Source organism: Rhodanobacter sp. UC4443_H10, from assembly GCF_052978325.1.
Genome location: NZ_CM129668.1, coordinates 603,372 through 620,824, shown reverse-complemented (window position 1 = coordinate 620,824; position 17,453 = coordinate 603,372). Strand labels below are relative to the sequence as shown.

Annotated in this window: 15 protein-coding genes and 1 tRNA gene; 5 read left to right on the top strand and 11 right to left on the bottom strand. The window is 68.7% G+C overall.

The features are described 5' to 3' along the window. The first annotated feature begins 16 nt into the window (after positions 1 to 16). A complete protein-coding gene (locus tag ACVCMB_RS02815; RefSeq protein WP_447106096.1) occupies positions 17 to 2,440 on the top strand; it encodes a DEAD/DEAH box helicase in 2,424 nt (807 codons plus the stop codon). Positions 2,441 to 2,442: 2 nt separating this feature from the next. Continuing rightward, positions 2,443 to 3,315: a ribonuclease H-like domain-containing protein gene (locus ACVCMB_RS02810; RefSeq protein ID WP_447106095.1), complete on the top strand. Its 873-nt coding sequence runs from the start codon at positions 2,443 to 2,445 to the stop codon at positions 3,313 to 3,315. Between the two features lie 46 nt (positions 3,316 to 3,361). On the opposite strand, the gene ACVCMB_RS02805 is transcribed toward ACVCMB_RS02810, so the two are convergent. From ACVCMB_RS02805 to amaB, 6 genes are all read right to left on the bottom strand, one after another. Continuing rightward, a complete protein-coding gene (locus ACVCMB_RS02805; protein ID WP_447106094.1) occupies positions 3,362 to 3,880 on the bottom strand; it encodes a hypothetical protein in 519 nt (172 codons plus the stop codon). Positions 3,881 to 4,194: 314 nt separating this feature from the next. Continuing rightward, a complete protein-coding gene (murB, locus tag ACVCMB_RS02800) occupies positions 4,195 to 5,223 on the bottom strand; it encodes a UDP-N-acetylmuramate dehydrogenase (RefSeq protein WP_447107206.1) in 1,029 nt (342 codons plus the stop codon). Between the two features lie 10 nt (positions 5,224 to 5,233). Further along, complete coding sequence (locus tag ACVCMB_RS02795) at positions 5,234 to 6,280, bottom strand: quinone-dependent dihydroorotate dehydrogenase (protein WP_447098962.1); 1,047 nt, start codon at positions 6,278 to 6,280, stop codon at positions 5,234 to 5,236. Between the two features lie 77 nt (positions 6,281 to 6,357). Next, positions 6,358 to 7,128, bottom strand: a complete 771-nt coding sequence (locus tag ACVCMB_RS02790) for an SDR family NAD(P)-dependent oxidoreductase (protein ID WP_447106093.1) — start codon at positions 7,126 to 7,128, stop codon at positions 6,358 to 6,360. Further along, entirely contained in the window at positions 7,122 to 7,430 is a 309-nt protein-coding gene (locus tag ACVCMB_RS02785) for a DUF4190 domain-containing protein (RefSeq protein WP_395118375.1), read from the bottom strand. The genes ACVCMB_RS02790 and ACVCMB_RS02785 overlap by 7 nt, the downstream gene beginning before the upstream one ends. A gap of 93 nt (positions 7,431 to 7,523) precedes the next feature. Further along, positions 7,524 to 9,059 (bottom strand): L-piperidine-6-carboxylate dehydrogenase, encoded by a 1,536-nt coding sequence (amaB, locus tag ACVCMB_RS02780; RefSeq protein WP_447098964.1) that lies wholly within the window; start codon positions 9,057 to 9,059, stop codon positions 7,524 to 7,526. 224 nt (positions 9,060 to 9,283) lie between these two features. On the opposite strand from amaB, the gene ACVCMB_RS02775 reads away from it, so the two are divergent. After that, a tRNA-Arg gene (locus ACVCMB_RS02775) sits at positions 9,284 to 9,360 on the top strand. Positions 9,361 to 9,404: 44 nt separating this feature from the next. Here the strand turns inward: ACVCMB_RS02775 and ACVCMB_RS02770 are convergent. Then, on the bottom strand, positions 9,405 to 10,964 hold the full coding sequence (locus ACVCMB_RS02770; RefSeq protein ID WP_447106092.1) for a protein adenylyltransferase SelO: 1,560 nt from the start codon (positions 10,962 to 10,964) through the stop codon (positions 9,405 to 9,407). A gap of 182 nt (positions 10,965 to 11,146) precedes the next feature. Between ACVCMB_RS02770 and ACVCMB_RS02765 the strand changes: the two genes are divergently transcribed. Beyond that, positions 11,147 to 11,734 (top strand): DUF1415 domain-containing protein, encoded by a 588-nt coding sequence (locus tag ACVCMB_RS02765; protein WP_447106091.1) that lies wholly within the window; start codon positions 11,147 to 11,149, stop codon positions 11,732 to 11,734. Positions 11,735 to 11,781: 47 nt separating this feature from the next. Continuing rightward, positions 11,782 to 12,126 (top strand): YkgJ family cysteine cluster protein, encoded by a 345-nt coding sequence (locus ACVCMB_RS02760; RefSeq protein ID WP_447110583.1) that lies wholly within the window; start codon positions 11,782 to 11,784, stop codon positions 12,124 to 12,126. 43 nt (positions 12,127 to 12,169) lie between these two features. On the opposite strand, the gene ACVCMB_RS02755 is transcribed toward ACVCMB_RS02760, so the two are convergent. From ACVCMB_RS02755 to mprF, 4 genes are all read right to left on the bottom strand, one after another. Continuing rightward, positions 12,170 to 12,868 (bottom strand): pseudouridine synthase, encoded by a 699-nt coding sequence (locus tag ACVCMB_RS02755; protein ID WP_447106090.1) that lies wholly within the window; start codon positions 12,866 to 12,868, stop codon positions 12,170 to 12,172. Next, complete coding sequence (locus tag ACVCMB_RS02750) at positions 12,865 to 13,926, bottom strand: class I SAM-dependent methyltransferase (protein ID WP_447106089.1); 1,062 nt, start codon at positions 13,924 to 13,926, stop codon at positions 12,865 to 12,867. The genes ACVCMB_RS02755 and ACVCMB_RS02750 overlap by 4 nt, the downstream gene beginning before the upstream one ends. A 79-nt stretch (positions 13,927 to 14,005) precedes the next feature. After that, positions 14,006 to 14,809: an AcvB/VirJ family lysyl-phosphatidylglycerol hydrolase gene (locus ACVCMB_RS02745; protein WP_447106088.1), complete on the bottom strand. Its 804-nt coding sequence runs from the start codon at positions 14,807 to 14,809 to the stop codon at positions 14,006 to 14,008. Then, complete coding sequence (mprF, locus tag ACVCMB_RS02740; protein WP_447106087.1) at positions 14,806 to 17,412, bottom strand: bifunctional lysylphosphatidylglycerol flippase/synthetase MprF; 2,607 nt, start codon at positions 17,410 to 17,412, stop codon at positions 14,806 to 14,808. The genes ACVCMB_RS02745 and mprF overlap by 4 nt, the downstream gene beginning before the upstream one ends. Positions 17,413 to 17,453 lie beyond the last annotated feature (41 nt).

The following is a 17,453-nucleotide window of genomic DNA, read 5'->3' as shown; positions in this document are numbered from 1 at the left end:
CGCGCGGAGCCTGCCGATGAACACATTACCCGACCGCTACGCCAGCGACGACCTCGTGCTGGACGGGCCGGGCGACGGCCGCAGCCTGGCCCGGCGGCTGTCGAAGCGCTATGCCGCGCGGATCACCGGCGCCTTCGTGGTGCCCGGTCGGGAGGGCACGTTCGCGCCGCTGCCCGACGATCTCCCCGATGCGCTGGCCGGGGCGCTGCGCACGCGCGGCATCGAGCAGCTCTACAGCCATCAGGCCGAGGCATGGCAAGCCACGCGGGCGGGCGCGCACGTGGCCATCGTCACGCCCACCGCCTCGGGCAAGTCGCTGTGCTACACGCTGCCGGTCATCAGCGCTGCCATGACCGATCACGCCAAGGCGCTGTACCTGTTCCCCACCAAGGCGCTGGCGCAGGACCAGGTGGCCGAGCTGCTGGAGCTGAACCGGGCCGGCGCGCTGGGGGTCAAGGCATTCACCTTCGATGGCGACACGCCCGGCGATGCGCGACAGGCGATCCGCCTGCATGGCGACATCGTGGTCAGCAATCCGGACATGCTGCACCAGGGCATCCTGCCGCATCACACCAAGTGGGCGCAGTTCTTCGAGAACCTGCGCTACGTGGTGATCGATGAGGTGCACACGTATCGGGGCGTGTTCGGCTCGCACGTGGCCAACGTGATCCGCCGGCTCAAGCGTGTCTGCGCGTTCTACGGCGTCACCCCGCAGTTCATCCTGTGCTCGGCCACCATCGGCAATCCGCGGGAACACGCCGAGGCGCTGATCGAGGATGCGGTCACCGCGATCACCGAAAGCGGTGCACCCAGCGGCGACCAGCACGTGCTGCTGTGGAACCCGCCGGTGGTGAACCCCGACCTTGGTCTGCGCGCCTCGGCGCGCTCGCAGACCAACCGCATCGCGCGGCTGGCGATCAAGAGCGGCATGAAGACGCTCGTGTTCGCCCAGTCGCGCAGCATGGTCGAGGTGCTCACCAAGTACCTCAAGGACGTGTTCGACCACGATCCGCGCAAGCGCCCGCGCATCCGCGCCTATCGCGGCGGCTACCTGCCGAAGGAGCGCCGCGCCGCCGAGCGCGCGATGCGCGAGGGCAGCATCGACGGCATCGTCAGCACCTCGGCGCTGGAACTGGGCGTAGACATCGGCAGCCTCGACGCGGTGGTGCTGAACGGCTACCCGGGCTCCGTCGCCGCGACGTGGCAGCGTTTCGGTCGTGCCGGGCGCCGCCAGCAATCGGCGCTGGGCGTGCTGGTGGCCAGCTCCGACCCGCTGGACCAGTACCTGGTGCGCCACCCGGAGTTCTTCCAGGGCGCTTCGCCGGAGCACGCGCGCATCCAGCCCGATCAACCACTGATCCTGCTCGACCACATCCGTTGCGCCGCGTTCGAGCTGCCGTTCACCGGCGACGAGATGTTCGGCACCGAGGTCGCCACGCCGTGGCTCGACCTGCTGCGCGAGGAAGGCGTGCTGCACCGCGAGGGCGATCGCTGGGAATGGATCGCCGACAGCTACCCGGCCATCGCGGTGTCGCTGCGCTCGGTGGCCGACGGCAACTTCGTGGTGGTCGACCGCACCGACGGCCGCCAGACCATCATCGCCGAAGTCGACTACTCCGCCGCCGCGGTCACCTTGTACGAAGGCGCGATCCACATGGTCCAGTCGCTGCCCTACCAGGTGGAGAAGCTGGACTGGGAAGGCCGCAAGGCCTACGTCACGCGCACCAGCGTCGACTACTACACCGACGCCATCGACTACACCCGGCTCAAGGTGCTGGACTGTTTCGACAGCGCGCACGCCGGCTGCGGTCAGGCCCATCACGGCGAGGTGCACGTGGTGCGCCGGGTGCCCGGCTACAAGAAGATCCGCTTCTATTCGCACGAGAACATCGGCTACGGCCCGGTCAACCTGCCCGACCAGGAACTGCACACCACGGCGGTGTGGTGGCAGCTGCCGCAGATGGTGCTGGAAGCCGCGTTCGAGCAACGCCAGCAGGCGCTCGACGGTTTCCTCGGCGCGGCGTACGCGCTGCACATCGTCGCCACCGTGGCGGTGATGGCCGAGGCGCGCGACCTGCAGAAAGCCGTGGGCTCGGGCGACGGCGCCTGGTTCGCCAGCACCGACCTCCACGGTCGCGGCCAGCTGCGCGGCAGCGATGGCCAGCCCGCCGCGCTGGGGCCGGATGCGCCGTTCACGCCCACCGTCTACCTGTACGACGCGTTCCCCGGCGGCATCGGCCACAGCGAACCGCTGTTCCGGCGTCGCGAGGACTTGCTGGCGCAATCGGTCAGCCTGATCGAACGCTGCGACTGCCGCGCCGGCTGCCCCGCCTGTGTCGGCCCGGTACTGGCGACGGACGAGCAGACCGCCGACGATCCGGCCGTCGCCACGCCCAAGGCCCTCGCCCTGCGCGTGCTCGCGCTGCTGGTGGCGTTGTGAGCGTGAACCCGCTCATCGCGAAGCTGCGCCAGCTGCGCAGCGAGGCGGGACATGCCCATGCCGCCGTGCCTGCCCGCCATGCGCTGGATGCAGCGACGCCGGGAACCCCTCGCGTCGCGCCGCCCTCTTCCGCGATGGCGCCCGAGCTGCGCCGGCTGCTCCAGCGCCACGCCCGGCTCAAGCGCGGCACCGCCGCGGTTCCGTCATCCCGCGACCGCGAGGTGCCCGGCTTCGAACTTTCCCCCGGCCTGCGCTACACCGAGGCGTTTGCCGACTGGCTCGTTCCGCCGCCGGTCATCGACGCCGGCTTCGCCCGCATGGAACCCGTGCACCACGATCGCCTGCTGCACTTCGACACCGAGACCACCGGCCTGGCCGGCGGCACCGGGACCCGCGCCTTCATGATCGGCGCGGCCGACTGGCAGGGTGGCCGCCTGCGCATCCGCCAGCTCACCATCACCACCATGGCGGCGGAGACCGCCATGCTGCGCACCTTCGCCGGCTGGCTGGACGAGGACACCGTGCTCGTCAGCTATAACGGCAAGTGCTACGACGCGCCGCTGCTGGCAACGCGCTACCGTCTCGCCCGCCTGCCGAACCCGCTGGCCGGCCGCGGCCACCTGGACCTGCTGCATCCGGTGCGCCGCCACTGGAAACACCGGTGGCCGAACTGTCGCCTCACCACCGCCGAGCGCCAGCTGCTCGGCGTCGTGCGCGAGGACGACCTGCCCGGCGCGGAGGCCCCCGCCGCCTGGCTCACCTACCTGCGCGGCGGCTCCGCCCGCAACCTGCGCCGCGTCGCCGCGCACAACGCGCAGGATCTGAAAAGCCTGGCCGGGGTGCTGCTGCACATGGCGAACCTGCGGGCACCATGACCGGCGGGCGGCACGGGGGTATCCCGCATCGCGCGGCGAGCAGTCGTCAGCGCCTGCCCGATTCGACGACAGGTTTGCCGCCTGCCATCTTGAAATCGAATACGTACCAGAGGCTGAAAGGTTTCTGCGTCACCTCATACGTGCCATCGCCCCGCGGATGCCGCACCCACATCGGCGTGAACGTCCATTGCATGACCGCTTGCTCGACTGCAGCCTCGAACAAGGCATGCGCCGGACCATCCGCGGTGCCGGGCTGCGGGTGCACGGCCTGGACGCGGCCGTTCTCGTCCATCACCAGCTGCACCACGACAGTGACCGGCACAGCGCCCGGGCGAACCAGGGTGGGCGGGTACACCGGCGAGACCTGCTTGTCCAGCACGGGCTTCACCGCCGTATCCCCGGGTTGCAAGGTGTAATGCGGTGCGCTCGCAGGCGCCGCCATCTCCGCGTAACTGGTCCGGGGCTCCCCAACCGGCTTGCGTTCCTCTTGCGTACTGCAGCCGCAAACCACGGTGGCAACGAAGGTCCACAACACGAGCACCGGCCAGCTCGACGACACCTGCATGTCCAACCTCCATGATCGAATCAGAATGCGGTTGGGGCGACCCGTCGCCCGCGCGTCAACATGACAGGGCACCTGCCCATGCGCAACACGGGATCGAAGATACCGGCGCCCCACCCTTCGACTTCGGCCCCGCGGGCCTGCACTCAGGGAGAACGGCATGGGCCACCACACCCCCCGTTCGCACTGAGCGCGACTTGGGACAGCAAGCGGCGTCGAAGTGCACGCGCAATGCACCACCCTTGGCCCACGGGGCTGCGCACTTGCGCTCAGGCAAAACGACACAAGGCGCCGGGTGAAGCCCGGATGGCACGGACTCAGCCCGCGCCGATCACCACCGGTTCCGGCTCCAGCCGCACGCCGAATTTCCCGTGCACGCCGTCCATCACCTGTTGCGCCAGCGCCCACAACTGCGGGCCATTGGCGTGGCCGTGGTTGACCAGCACCAGCGCGTGGCGGTTGGAGATGCCGGCGTCGCCTTCGCGTAGCCCCTTGAAGCCAGCGGCCTCGATCATCCACGCGGCGGAAATCTTGCGGCGACCGTCACGCTGCGGCCAGGCCGGCAGGTCGGAGTGCTCGCGCTGCAATGCTTCCGCCACGGAAGCATCGACGATCGGATTCTTGAAGAAGCTGCCGGCGTTGCCGATCACCGCGGGGTCAGGCAGCTTGCGCGTGCGCAGGCGTACCACCGCCTCGGCGACGTGGAACGGCGCAGGCTTGTCCACGCCCATCCGCGCCAGTTCCTCGTCGATGCCGGCGTAGTCGGTGCGCAACGGCCGGCTGCGCGGCAGCACGAAGCGCACCGCGGTGACGATGTAGCGGCCGGGCTCGTGCTTGAACAGCGAGTCGCGATAGGCGAACGCGCAGGTGGCGTGGTCCAGCGTCACCACGCGATGCTCGCGCAGGTCCCAGGCTTCGACGCTTTCGATGAACTCGGCTACCTCGCAGCCGTAGGCGCCGATGTTCTGGATCGGTGCGGCGCCGACGGTGCCGGGGATCAGGATCAGGTTCTCCAGCCCCGCGTAGCCCTGTCCCAGCGTCCAGCGCACGAAATCGTCCCAGCGCTCGCCCGCGGCCACCGCGATGCGCGCGCTGTCGCCGTCACTTTCAACTTGCACGCCGCGCGTCGACATCCGCAGCACGGTGCCGTGGAAATCGTCGGTGAACAGCACGTTGCTGCCCTCGCCGAGCACCAGCAGCCGCCCCTGGCGGATCGCCGGGAAGTCCAGCAGTTCGGGCAACTTTCCCGCATCGCGGATGTCGGCGAGCAGGTTCGCCCGGGCATCGACGCGCAAGGTGTTGAGCCGCGCCAGCGACGCGTTCTCGGTGAGCGTGTAGCCGCCCATGTCCACGCGCTCAGACGCCATCGACTGACGCCTCGCGCTGGCGGCGGATCTCGTTGACGCATTCGGCCACCAGGTGCGGGCCGCGATAGATCAGGCCCGAATAGAGCTGCACCAGCGAGGCGCCGGCGTCGAGCTTTTCCACCGCGTCGCTGCCGTCGAGGATGCCGCCAACGCCGATCAGCGGGATGCGCTCACCCAGGCGCTGGCGCATGCCGGCCAGCACGGCGGTGGAACGCTCGAACAGCGGCTTGCCGGAGAGCCCTCCTGCCTCGCCGCCGCGCGGGTCGTCCGCCACCGTGGCGCGGTCGGTCGTGGTGTTGGTGCAGATCACGCCGTCGATGCCGGTACGCAGCAGCACCTCGGCCATCGCATCGAGCTCGACCCCGGAGAGGTCCGGCGCGATCTTCAGCAGCATCGGCTTGCGCCGACCGTGCTGCGAGCCCAGCCGTTCCTGCGCGGCGCGCAGGAGCGAGATGAACTTGTACAGCGTGGCCTGTTCCTGCAGGTCGCGCAGGCCCTGGGTGTTGGGCGAGGAAATGTTCACCGTGACGTAGCTGGCCAGCTCATGCACCTTGGTCAGGCAGGCCAGGTAGTCGTTGACCGCCTTGTCGTTCGGCGTGTCCTTGTTCTTGCCGATGTTGATGCCGAGCACGCCGTGGTAGCTCGACTGCTGCACGTTGCGCACCAGCGCGTCGACACCGCCGTTGTTGAAGCCCATGCGGTTGATGATCGCCTCGTGTGCGGGCAGCCGGAACAGGCGCGGTTTCGCATTGCCAGGCTGCGGCAGCGGCGTGACCGTTCCCACCTCGATGAAGCCGAAACCCAGTGTGTTCAGCGCATCGAGATGCTCGGCGTTCTTGTCCAGCCCCGCGGCAAGGCCGACCGGATTGGGAAACTCGAGGCCGAACGCACGCACCGGCAGGTCGGCCGGCACGGTGGCGAGGCGATGGGCGAAACCGCTGCGCTGGGCCACGCCCAGCCCGTACAGGGTCAGCCGGTGGGCCGACTCCGCCTCGAGCGAGAACAGCAGCGGACGCAGGATGTCGTAGAGGGCCAAGTCGATAACGCCGGCAGTGGTGGAATGTCGCGCAGTTTAGCGTGCCGGACAGCGCGCCGAAGGCGGCCGGGTCACGCTCAGCCGGCCAGCAGCTGGCCGCCGTCCACCACCAGGGTCTGGCCGGTGATCCAGCCGGCCCATGGCGAGGCGAGGAACAAGGCCGCGTGCGCGACCTCTGCCGGCGTGCCGTAGCGGCCGAACGGGATCTTCGCCAGCACCTCGGCGTAGCGCGTCGGATCATCCTTGCGGCATTGGTCCCACAGGCCACCGGGAAACTCGATCGACCCGGGCGCAATCGCGTTGACGCGGATGCGCCGGGGCGCCAGGGCCTGCGCCTGGGAGGTCGTGTAATGACTCAGCGCAGCCTTCATCGCCGCGTACGACGGGCCGCCCGGACGCGGCCGCAGCGCGGAGATCGAACTGGTGTGCAGGATGCACGGATGCGCCGACCCGGCCAGGTGCGGCAGCGCGGCCCGCGAGGCGCGCACGGCCGCCATCAGGTCCACGTTGAAGTTGGCCAGCCAGTCCTCGTCCTCGTCGCGGAAGCCGTAGCCGCTGGCGTTGTTGACCAGCACGTCGATGCCGCCCAGCGCGCTCGCCGCGTCGTCGACCCAGACCTGGATGGCCGTCGCTTGCGCCAGGTCGACGGATTGCGCGTGCACGGTCACGTCGTGGGCGGCGATCTGCAGGCGCGTTTCCTCCAGTGCCGCCGCGCCGCGTGCGCAGATCGACACCGCGGCGCCGGCCTGGGCGAAACCCAGCGCGATGCTGCGGCCGATGCCGCGGCTGCCGCCGGCCACCAGCACGCGCCAGCCATGAAAATCGAACGGCGGCGGCGCACTCACCATCCGTGCCAGCCGCCGAGCGCGAAACCGAAGAACAGCACCGCGATCACCAAGGACACGAACAGCACCGACAGCAGCAGTTGCACGTAGCCAAGCACCAGCCCGGCGACCGCCATGCCGTCACCTTCGGGGCGGTGCTCCGGATGGCTGTTGCGGATCTCGCTGCGCGCGAGGTGACCGCAGACGATGGCCACCACCGCGCCGAAGAACGGCAGCACGCACCAGGCCAGGATGCCGAACACCAGGCTCACCACTGCCAGCGTGCTGGTCGGGGCGGCGGCGCGATAGGACACGGGATCGTTCATCGGCTTGCTCGCGGAATGCGCCGGGTCGGCGTCGAGAGCATCGTAGCGTGATCGCCCGCGGCCGGCGAACGGCCGCGAGCCTGTTGCCGGTACCTACAGGTCGAACTTGATGCCCTGCGCCAGCGGCAGCGAATCGGAGTAGTTGATGGTGTTGGTCTGGCGGCGCATGTAGACCTTCCACGCGTCCGAGCCGGACTCGCGGCCACCGCCGGTTTCCTTCTCGCCGCCGAACGCGCCGCCGATTTCGGCGCCGGAGGTGCCGATGTTGACGTTGGCGATGCCGCAGTCCGAACCGGCCGCCGACAAATACTTCTCGGCCGACTTCAGGTTCTGCGTGAAGATCGCCGAGGACAGGCCCTGCGGCACGTCGTTCTGCGCTTCGATCGCCTCGTCGAGATGCTTGAACTTCATCACGTAGAGGATCGGCGCGAAGGTTTCGGTCTGCACGACTTCATCGGCGTTCTTCAGGCCGGTGATGATGGTCGGCAGCACGAAGTTGCCCTTGCGGTCGGTCAGCGCCGCGCCGCCGGTGGCCACCGTGCCGCCAGCCGCCTTCGCCTTCTCGATCGCGGCGAGATAACCCTGCACCGCGTCCTGGCTGTTCAACGGGCCCATCAGCGTGGTGGCCAGCGTCGGATCGCCGATCTTGCCCTCGACCTGCTTGTAGGCCTTGACCAGCGTGTCGAGCACGCTGTCGTGGATGGATTCATGCACGAACAGGCGGCGCGTGCTGGTGCAGCGCTGGCCGGCGGTGCCGACCGCGCCGAACACGATGCCCGGAATCGCCAGCTTCAGGTCGGCCGACTCGTCCAGGATGATCGCGTTGTTGCCGCCCAGCTCCAGCAGCGAGCGGCCCATGCGCTGCGCCACGCGCTCGCCGACCATGCGGCCGACCTTGGTCGAGCCGGTGAAGCTGATCAGCGGGATGCGCTTGTCGTCGACGAAGGCCTGCGCCAGGTCGCTGCCGGCGTCGTTGAACAGGAAGAACAGGTCGGGGTAGCCGCCGTTTTTCAGCGCCTCGTTGCAGATCCTGATCGCGGCGATCGCCGACAACGGCGTTTTCGGCGAGGGCTTCCAGATGCAGATGTCGCCGCAGGCGGCAGCCAGCATCGCGTTCCAGGCCCACACCGCGACCGGGAAGTTGAACGCGCTGATGATGCCGACGATGCCCAGCGGGTGGTACTGCTCGTACATGCGGTGGCCGGCGCGCTCCGAGTGCATGGTGTAGCCGTACAGCATGCGGCTCTGGCCGACCGCGAAGTCGGCGATGTCGATCATCTCCTGCACTTCGCCGTCGCCCTCGGGCTTGATCTTGCCCATCTCCAGCGCGACCAGCGAACCCAGCGCGTCCTTGTGCTTGCGCAGCGCCTCGCCGCACAGCCGCACGGCTTCGCCGCGCTGCGGCGCCGGCGTGGTGCGCCACACCTTGAACGCTTCCTGCGCGCGCTTGACGATGACCTCGTAGTCGGCAGCGCTGGACGCATGCACCGTCGCAATCACCTCGCCGGTGGCCGGATTCACCGGCTGCAGGGCGCCGGCGTCGGTGGTCTTCGACCACTCGCCCTGGCCGAGATAGGTACCCGAATGTTCGGTACCGATACCGAGCGACTTGAGGATGGCATGCGACATACGTGGCTCCTGGTCGTGCGGCGCCCGCTGGCGCCGTGGATGAAGTAGGCAATTGGCCATTCTAGCAGGGTGGCAGGAATGGCTTCTTCCCTGCGCGCTGGCGAGGGTCGGGCGGGTCGCTCTCGGCCCCGGTTTGCAGCGACCCTGCGCGCACCCCCGCAATCTGCCTCTGCAAGCGGAAGGGAGGAGCAGAACCGCGCGATCCATGCGAAAATCGCCACCCCGCCCTCGTAGCTCAGTCGGATAGAGCGGTCCCCTCCTAAGGGACAGGTCGGACGTTCGAATCGTCTCGGGGGCACCAATCGCAGCGAACGCAAGGGTCGGCCATGTCGGCCCTTGTGCGTTTCAGGAACTGCACGACAGCATCGAGCAACCCGCCTTGTGCCGCGCCCAGTCCGGCCGCCTCGAAGCAAATGCCTCGTGGCCGGGCTGGTCATCGTACGGATGGCGCATCACGTCGAGCAGCTCGCGGATGCCGGAAGGATCGCCCGCGCTTGCCTGGTCGATCACCTGTTGCGCGAGGTAATTGCGCAGCACGTAGCGTGGATTGGCCGCCCGCATGCGCGCGCGGCGCACGTCGGCCGAAAGCGGATCGTCGATGAGCCGGGCGGCATAGCGCACCAGCCAGTCGGCAAGCGCCGGCTCGATTTCGCGCCGTTTCGCCTCATCGTAGAAGGCATCGTCCATCGGCTGCAGGGTTGGCCTCGCCGGATCGATGTCGGCGAGTGCGCGGAACCACAGCGTCATGTCGATTTCGGCCGACGCCATCAGCGCATGAAGATCCTGCATCAGCGCCACATCCGCGTCACGGCACTCGGCCAGCCCGAGCTTGCGCGCGATGTTGACGCGATCCGCGGCGGCGTAGACCTCGGCGTAGCGGTCGAGCCCGGCCTGCAACGGCGCCACGTCGTCGAACAACGGCGCCAATGCCGCGGCCAACCGGCTCAGGTTCCACCACGCCACGTTCGGCTGCTGGCCGTAGCGGTAGCGGCGGCGCTGCGCGTCGGTGGTGTTCGGCGTCCAGTCCGGGTCGAAGTTGTCGACCCAGCCGTAGGGGCCGTAGTCGATGGTGAGGCCGAGGATCGACATGTTGTCGGTGTTCATCACGCCATGCACGAAGCCCACCCGCATCCAGTGCGCGATCATCGTGGCCGTGCGTTCGCAGACCTGGGCGAACCACTCGGCATGCAGCGCCTCGCCCTGCCCCGACAGCTCCGGAAAGTCGCGCCTGATGGTGAAATCGACCAACTGCCGCAACAGCGCGGCATCGCCGCGCGAGGTCGGCAGCTCGAAATTGCCGAAGCGGATGAACGAAGGCGCCGCACGGCAGACGATGGCGCCGGGCTCGGGCGCGGCGTGGCCGTCGTAGAACATGTCGCGCAGCACCGGCTCGCCGGTTTCGAGCAGGCACAGGGCGCGCGTGGTCGGCACGCCGAGGTGGTGCATCGCCTCGCTGCACAGGAACTCGCGCACCGACGAACGCAGCACCGCGCGACCGTCGGCGCCGCGCGAGTACGGCGTCTGGCCCGCTCCCTTCAACTGCAACTCCCAACGTTCGCCAACGGCGCCGATCACCTCGCCCAGCGAAATTGCACGGCCATCGCCGAGCTGGCCGGCCCAGTTGCCGAACTGGTGGCCACCGTAATTGGCCGCCCACGGCTGCATGCCTCCGAGCAAGGCATTGCCGCCGAACACCCGGGCGAATTCGTCGCTGGCGACATCCGCCTCGCTGAAACCCAGTGACGCCGCCATCTCCGCCGAATGCGCCAGCAGTCGCGGCGCGGCCACCGGCGTCGGATCGACCCGCGAGTACAGCGCCCCCTCGACCTGGCGCAGCCGCGCACCCGCCTCCTGGTCCCCGGGCAGCTCGTGCACGAACGCGTTGTCGAAACGAAGCTTGAACATCGGCATACCCGACCGATTGTAGGTGAGCAGCCTGTCCACAAGGGACTTCCTTTGGTCGCGCGCGATACTTTTGCGTCACGTGATGAAGAGCATCGTGCACAGGGTGTGCCCCTGCAAGCATGGCGCTACGGCGTCGGCATCGCGGACAGCTATAGTCGGCGCGCCCAGCCTGCGAGAAGCGCATGAACGACACACCCGCCGACCTCAACGCCGACGCCCTGCCCGAAGACGCGCCCTGCCTCGCCGCCACCACGCGCTGGATCGAGCGTGCAGTGGTCGGGCTGAACCTGTGCCCGTTTGCCCGCGCGCCCCACGCGCAGGGCAAGCTGCGGCTGCGGGTGAGCCACGCACGCGATACCGATGCGCTGCTCGACGACCTGTGCGGCGAACTGCAATCGTTGAACGCCCTGACGCCGGACGAATGCGAGACGGGCCTGCTGATCCATCCGTTCGTGCTCAATGACTTCCTCGACTACAACGATTTTCTCGACGTGGCCGATGCCGCGGTGCAGACGCTGGGGCTCGAAGGCGAATGGCAGGTGGCCGGCTTCCACCCGCAATACCGGTTCGCCGACAGCGCCGACGACGCGATCGAGAACTTCAGCAACCGCTCGCCCTTTCCCACCCTGCACCTGCTGCGCGAAGCGAGCGTGGAACGTGCGATGGAACAGATGAGCGACACCGACGCGATCTACCGGCGCAACATCGACACACTGCGGCGGCTGGGTGTCGAGGGTTGGCAGGAGCTGTGGCGCGGCGAAACCGGCTGAACTTGCGCCACCACACGGCGTTCATGCCCGCCGTGCCATGCTGGCGCGTGAAAAACATTCCCGACCCTCATAGCGACCCTTACAGCGAAAGCATCGACCCCGGCGTGCAATGCACGACCTGCGAAGCCGTGTGCTGCCGTCTCACCGTGGTATTGATGCCAGAAGACCATGTGCCCGCCTGGCTGGTCGATCACGACGCACACGGCATGGAAATCCTGGCCAAGGGCGAAGACGGCTGGTGTGCCGCGGTGGACCCGAACACCTCACGCTGCACCATCTACGAAGACCGCCCCGCGATTTGCCGCAAGTACGCCATGGGCAGCCCGAGCTGCCGCGACGAGCGCCACAAATGGTTCGGCAACGTCATCCCCACGGCGGTGCACGTGCTGTAGGGCGGGCGCCGCCCGCCATCGGATTGCAAAACAGCCGGCGGGCCTACGCGAAAATCAGCGCGACCTCGGCGGCATCGAGGGCGCGCCATTCGCCGGACGGCAGATCCCCCAAGGCGAGTCCACCGACTGAAATCCGCTGCAGCGTTTCCACGTGGTTGCCCGCCGCAGCGAACATCCGGCGAACCTGGTGATAGCGGCCCTCAGTGACGGTCAGGCGGGCATGCCGCGGCCCCAGCACATCGAGTGTCGCCGGTGCCAGCGGTTCCTTCTCCGATTCCAGCAGCAGCGTGCCGCTGGCGAACAGCGCGCCCTCGTCGCCGCGCAGATCCTGTGCGAGGGTGGCCTCGTACACCTTGGCCACCTGCGCCTTCGGCGAAATGATCCGGTGCAGCAACGGGCCGTCGTCGGTGAACAGCAGCAAACCGGAGGTGTCGCGGTCCAGTCGCCCCACGGTGGACAGCGCGGGCGTACGCACGCTGTAGCGCGGCGGCAGCAGGTCGTAGACGATGCGGCCCGGGTCCTTGCGCGAGCAGGTGACACCGAGCGGCTTGTTCAACATCAGCACCAGGCCAGGCGGCGGGTCCAGCGGCTCGTCGTCGACGCGGACGGTTTCCAGCGGCACCACGTCGTCGGCGTAGAGCACCTCGCCATCGGCGTCGGTGATGCGACCGCTGCGGAACAGCCGGGTCACGTCCTTGCGACTGCCGTAGCCGAGGTTGGCGATCAGCTTGACCAGTTTCATGCGCGTACTCCGGTGGCCTCGATCACCTTGAATCCTTCCTGCGTCGCCAGCGTGCGCACGGTCTCGAAGCGCTGGCCCAGGTGCGCCTCGTACGGCAGGTGCCGATTCGCCACCAGCAGCAGGCAGCCGTCCGGTCGCAGCGCATCCGCTGCACTGGTGATGAAGGCGCGGCCCAGCTCCGGCAGGTCCGCGCGGCCCTGGTGGAACGGCGGATTGCTGACGATGGCATCGTAGCGTTCGGGCAAGCCGCGGGTCACGTCGTGCCAGTGCACGTTCACCGCCAGCTCGCGACCAGCATCGCGTTGTGCCCGCGCCAGGTTGACGCGCGCCGGCTCCAGCGCGCGCGCCTCGGCCTCGTACAGGTCGATCGCCGAGACCCGCGGGCAACGCGCGATCAGCTGGCAGGCGAGGTAACCGTAACCGGCGCCGAGGTCCGCCACCCGACCGTGCAGGTCCACCGGCAGGTGTTCGGCCAGCAGCGCCGAGGCGCGGTCGACGCGGTCCCAGGCGAACAGCCCCGGCCGGCTGACGTAGCCGCCTGCGATCTCGCGTGGTGCATCCAGTGCCAGCCATGGCTCCAGCAACGCCTGGTCGATGGCAGCTTCGTCCCGCGTGGCCCAGAACACGCGGCATTTGTGCTTGGACAATTGCTGCACGGGGCCGGCGAGCCTCTGCAGATCCGCCTCACCGGCTTTCGCACCCTCGGCATTGGCCATTGCCGCCAGCACGGTGCCGCCCGGTGCGGTGTGCCGCAGCGCCCGGGCGAACAGCGCGCGCGCCTCGTCGCGCTGGCGCGGCGGCAGCACCAGCACCAGCGCGAAACGTTCGTCGGCCGCCGGTTCGCCGACGTGCAGGCCCTGTCGCGCCAGCTCCTCCGCGAACGGCAGGAAACCCTGCTCGCACAACCAGCCCGGCTGCGCCAGCTCGCGCAGGCGCACATTGGCGCGCGCACGCAAGAACAGCACCCGGCCATCCGCGGGCAAACTCAACCGCGCCGTCTCGAACGGCACGAACAACGCCGCCAGCGCTGCGCTGGGGGTCGCGAATACTCCCGCCATGCTCACTCGATGTCCTGACCCGGGAAACAGGCGCGCAGTGTATCGCGGCACCTTTGCGCGCCTGTCGCCTGCACGGTGCTCAAGGCCGTGCGGCGGTACCCGGTGACGCCGGCAATTCGCCCAGCATCTGTTGCGCCAACGGGCCGTAGCCTTCGTCGAAATGATGGCCACCCTGCTTGGCGTGCACGGTGACCCACGTCGGCAGACCGGGCTGGTCGCACAGACTGTCGGCCGCGTCGTCCAGGCCGTAGTAGCACACCACTGGCGGCTGGTCATGCAACGCCCGCAGCGGCGGCAGCGGGTCGTGATGATCGATCGGGTTGATCCACTGCAACGCGTCCTTGAGGCGCTCCTTGAACCAGCCCTGTTCGATCATGTAACCCTGCAGCTCGATCTCGAAGGTCACGTCGCGGCTGGGCGAGAGCAGCACCATCTGGGTGATCCGCGCACGGTTCTCGGCGCCGAGCTGGTCGGTGATGGTGGGCAGCACGTCGGCGCCGAACGAAAAGCCGATCAGCCAGATCCGCCGCTTGCCCCACGCATCGAGCTGCTTCGTCATCAACGCATCCAGTTCGCGCGCAGTCTGCCGCGGGTCGTGCCCGCGCCAGTAGTACTTGAAGGAGTTGATGCCGAGCACCGGCACGCCGCGGTCGATCAAGGCGATGCCCAGGCGCCGGTCCAAGTTGGCCCAGCCGCCGTCGCCGGAGACGATCACCGCCATCACGTCGTCCTTCCCCGCCGGCGGTGCGACGGCATGCGCGGCCACCGGCCAGACCACGGCCGCATCGGCCAGGCTGACCGACGACCAAGGCCGCCACGCCAGCAAGGCGCCAAACACACCAAGCACCAGCACACCGGCCAGCCAGGTCTTCCATCGTCTCATCGGCGCACGACTCCTCCCAATCCGCCGGCGATCAGGCTGGCCACGTTGGCCAGGATCATCGGCAAGGCGATGCCGCGGGGCACCGCCATGTAGCGCGGCTCCCACTGCGGGTCGAACTTCTGCTTGTAGCGTTGCAGGCCGCGGAAGTTGTAGAAGCGCTCGCCGCGGCCGAACACCATCGCGCCGAACCGGTTCCACCATGGCGCGTGCCGCCGGCTGTGCAGCCCGGCCAGCGGCGCCATGCCGAGGTTGAACCAGCGGTAGCCCTCGGCGCGCGCCCACAGCATCAGCTCCACGAACAGGTAGTCCATGATGCCGGCCGGGGCGTCCGGGCGATGGCGCATCAGATCGACCGATGCCTCTTCACGGGTGTCGCTGAGCAGCAGGTTGGCGAATGCCACCAGCTCATCGCCCTGCCACACCAGCGCCATCGGCGTGCGCGCCAGGTAGTGCGGGTCGAAGGCACCGAGCGAGAAGCGCTTTTCGCGCACGTGCTTGTCGCGCAGCCAGGCGTCCGACACCGGCCGCAGCTTCGGCAGCAGGCCGGCCACCGCGTCGGCCGGCACGATCTCCAGGCGCAGGCCGTCGCGCTGCAGCCTGTTGACCGTGTTGCGCAGCACCTTCTTCGACTTGCCGTCGAGGTTGAAGGCATCCAGTCGCACCCGCGCCTCTTCGCCGATCTTCAGCAGGTTCAGGCCCACCTCCAGGTACAGGTCCAGGTTGGCCGGGCTGACCTGGTAGAACACCGGCCAGCCACCCGCTCGCTCGCACTGTTCGAGGAAGGTCCACACCAGCTCGCGCCGTGCGGCCTCGTCGGTGCCCACCGGATCGCCCATCGCGACCCAACTGCGTCCGATCGTGTCGAACATCACGAAGGCCTTGTGCTCGTCGTCGAACAGCAAGGTCTTGTCGCCCATCAGGGCCAGGTGTGCCTGCGCCGAGGGAAACTGCTTGATCAGCGGCAGCGCCTGCGCCAACTCGGCCTCGCCGGGTCGTTCGCGCTGCAGTTTCTGCGGACGGATCAGGCTGGCCGCCGCGAACAGCATGCCGGTGACGGCCGCGGCCACCAGCGCGCGCAGCGCGCGCGGCGCGCCGCCGTGTTGCAGGCTGAACTGCCACCACAGGTCGGCGCTGTAGTCGACGTGCTTGTAGCTGAACACCACCAGCCACGCCGCGCAGCCCAGCGTCGCCACGATCGCCACGATCCAGCCCACGCCGAAGCTGGTGCTGAACAGCGACGCGCGCCGATGGAACAACCGGTGGGCCGGCGCCAGCGCCAGCGCCAGCAAGGTCATCAGCGCGGCCTCCTCGTAGTCGATGCCCTTGAGCAGCGAGAACACCGCGCCGGCCAGCAGCAACACCAGGGTCAGCCAGTAGGCGGCATCCAGCCGTCGTTGCAGGCCGCGCGCCAGGATCAGCAGCAGCATGCCGATCACGCTGGCCAGCAGGTGCGAAACCTCCAGCACCGACAGCGGCAACAGCTCGCCGAGGATCGCCATGCGCACCGGCAGCGCGCGGGTCGCGCCGGAGAACAGCAGCACCGCCCCGCAGACCAGGGTCAGGCCGGCGAAGAACGAAGGCAGCAAGCCGGTGAACCATGGCGCCAGCACGGCCTTGCGGCGCCAGCCCTGCGCCTCGCGCTGCAGCACCAGCACGGCGGCGGCGCACAGCGGCAGCAGGTAATAGATCACCCGGTACGCGGCCAGCGCACCGAGGATCGGTGCCGTCAGCTGCGCGTTGCCGGTGGCGCCGAAGCCGGCCAGCATCACCGCCTCGAACACGCCCAGCCCGCCGGGCACGTGGCTCACCAGGCCGACTATCTGGGCGATCACGAAAATCGCCAGGAAGTGCCCGAAGCCGTTGTTCAACGCATCCGGCATCAGCACGTAAAGCACCGCGGCAGCGAGGCCCCAGTCGCAGGCGCCGACCAGGATCTGTTTCAACGCGGTGCCCACCGAAGGCAGCGTCACGCGCCAGCGCCAGATGCGCAGCGGGCGATGGATCAATCCGCCAGCCAGCCACGCCAGCGGCAGTGCGACCAGCACCGCGCCCAACGGCTGGCTCAGACCGGCCAGCGGCAGCTCCGGCGGCAGCGGCACCCACAACAAGGTGGTGCCGGTGAGCGCCAGCAGGCCGAGCCAGAAGCTGCTGGTGCAGAACAGCACCACGCGGGCGATCTCGCCGTTGCCCAGCCCGTTCTGCACGTAGAAGCGATAGCGGATCGAACCGGACACCAGCAGCGACATGCCCAGGGCGTTGCTGAAGGCGTAGCTGATGAAGGAAATCAGGCCGACCCGCCGCCACGGCAGCCGGCGTCCGATCGCGGCCAGCGCCAGGCGGTCGTACATCGTCATCACCGCGTAGCCGGCCAGGGTAAACAGCACCGCCAGGCCCAGGCGTTCGTGCGACAGGCCCTGCACGTACTGGCGCACCTGGTGGTAATTCACCTCGCGCGCCAGCAGATGCAGGGCGAACAGCGCCAGGCACAGCATGCCCACCGAGAACAGCGGGCCGGCGATGTGGCGCAACCACGCGACCCTCTGGCTGGGGCCATCGGGAATCCCGTCCGCACGCGGCGCCCGTTCGACTTGTTCCTGCACCACGCGGCTCGCATCCCCCCGGAAAGGCCGCCAGTTTAGGGCCA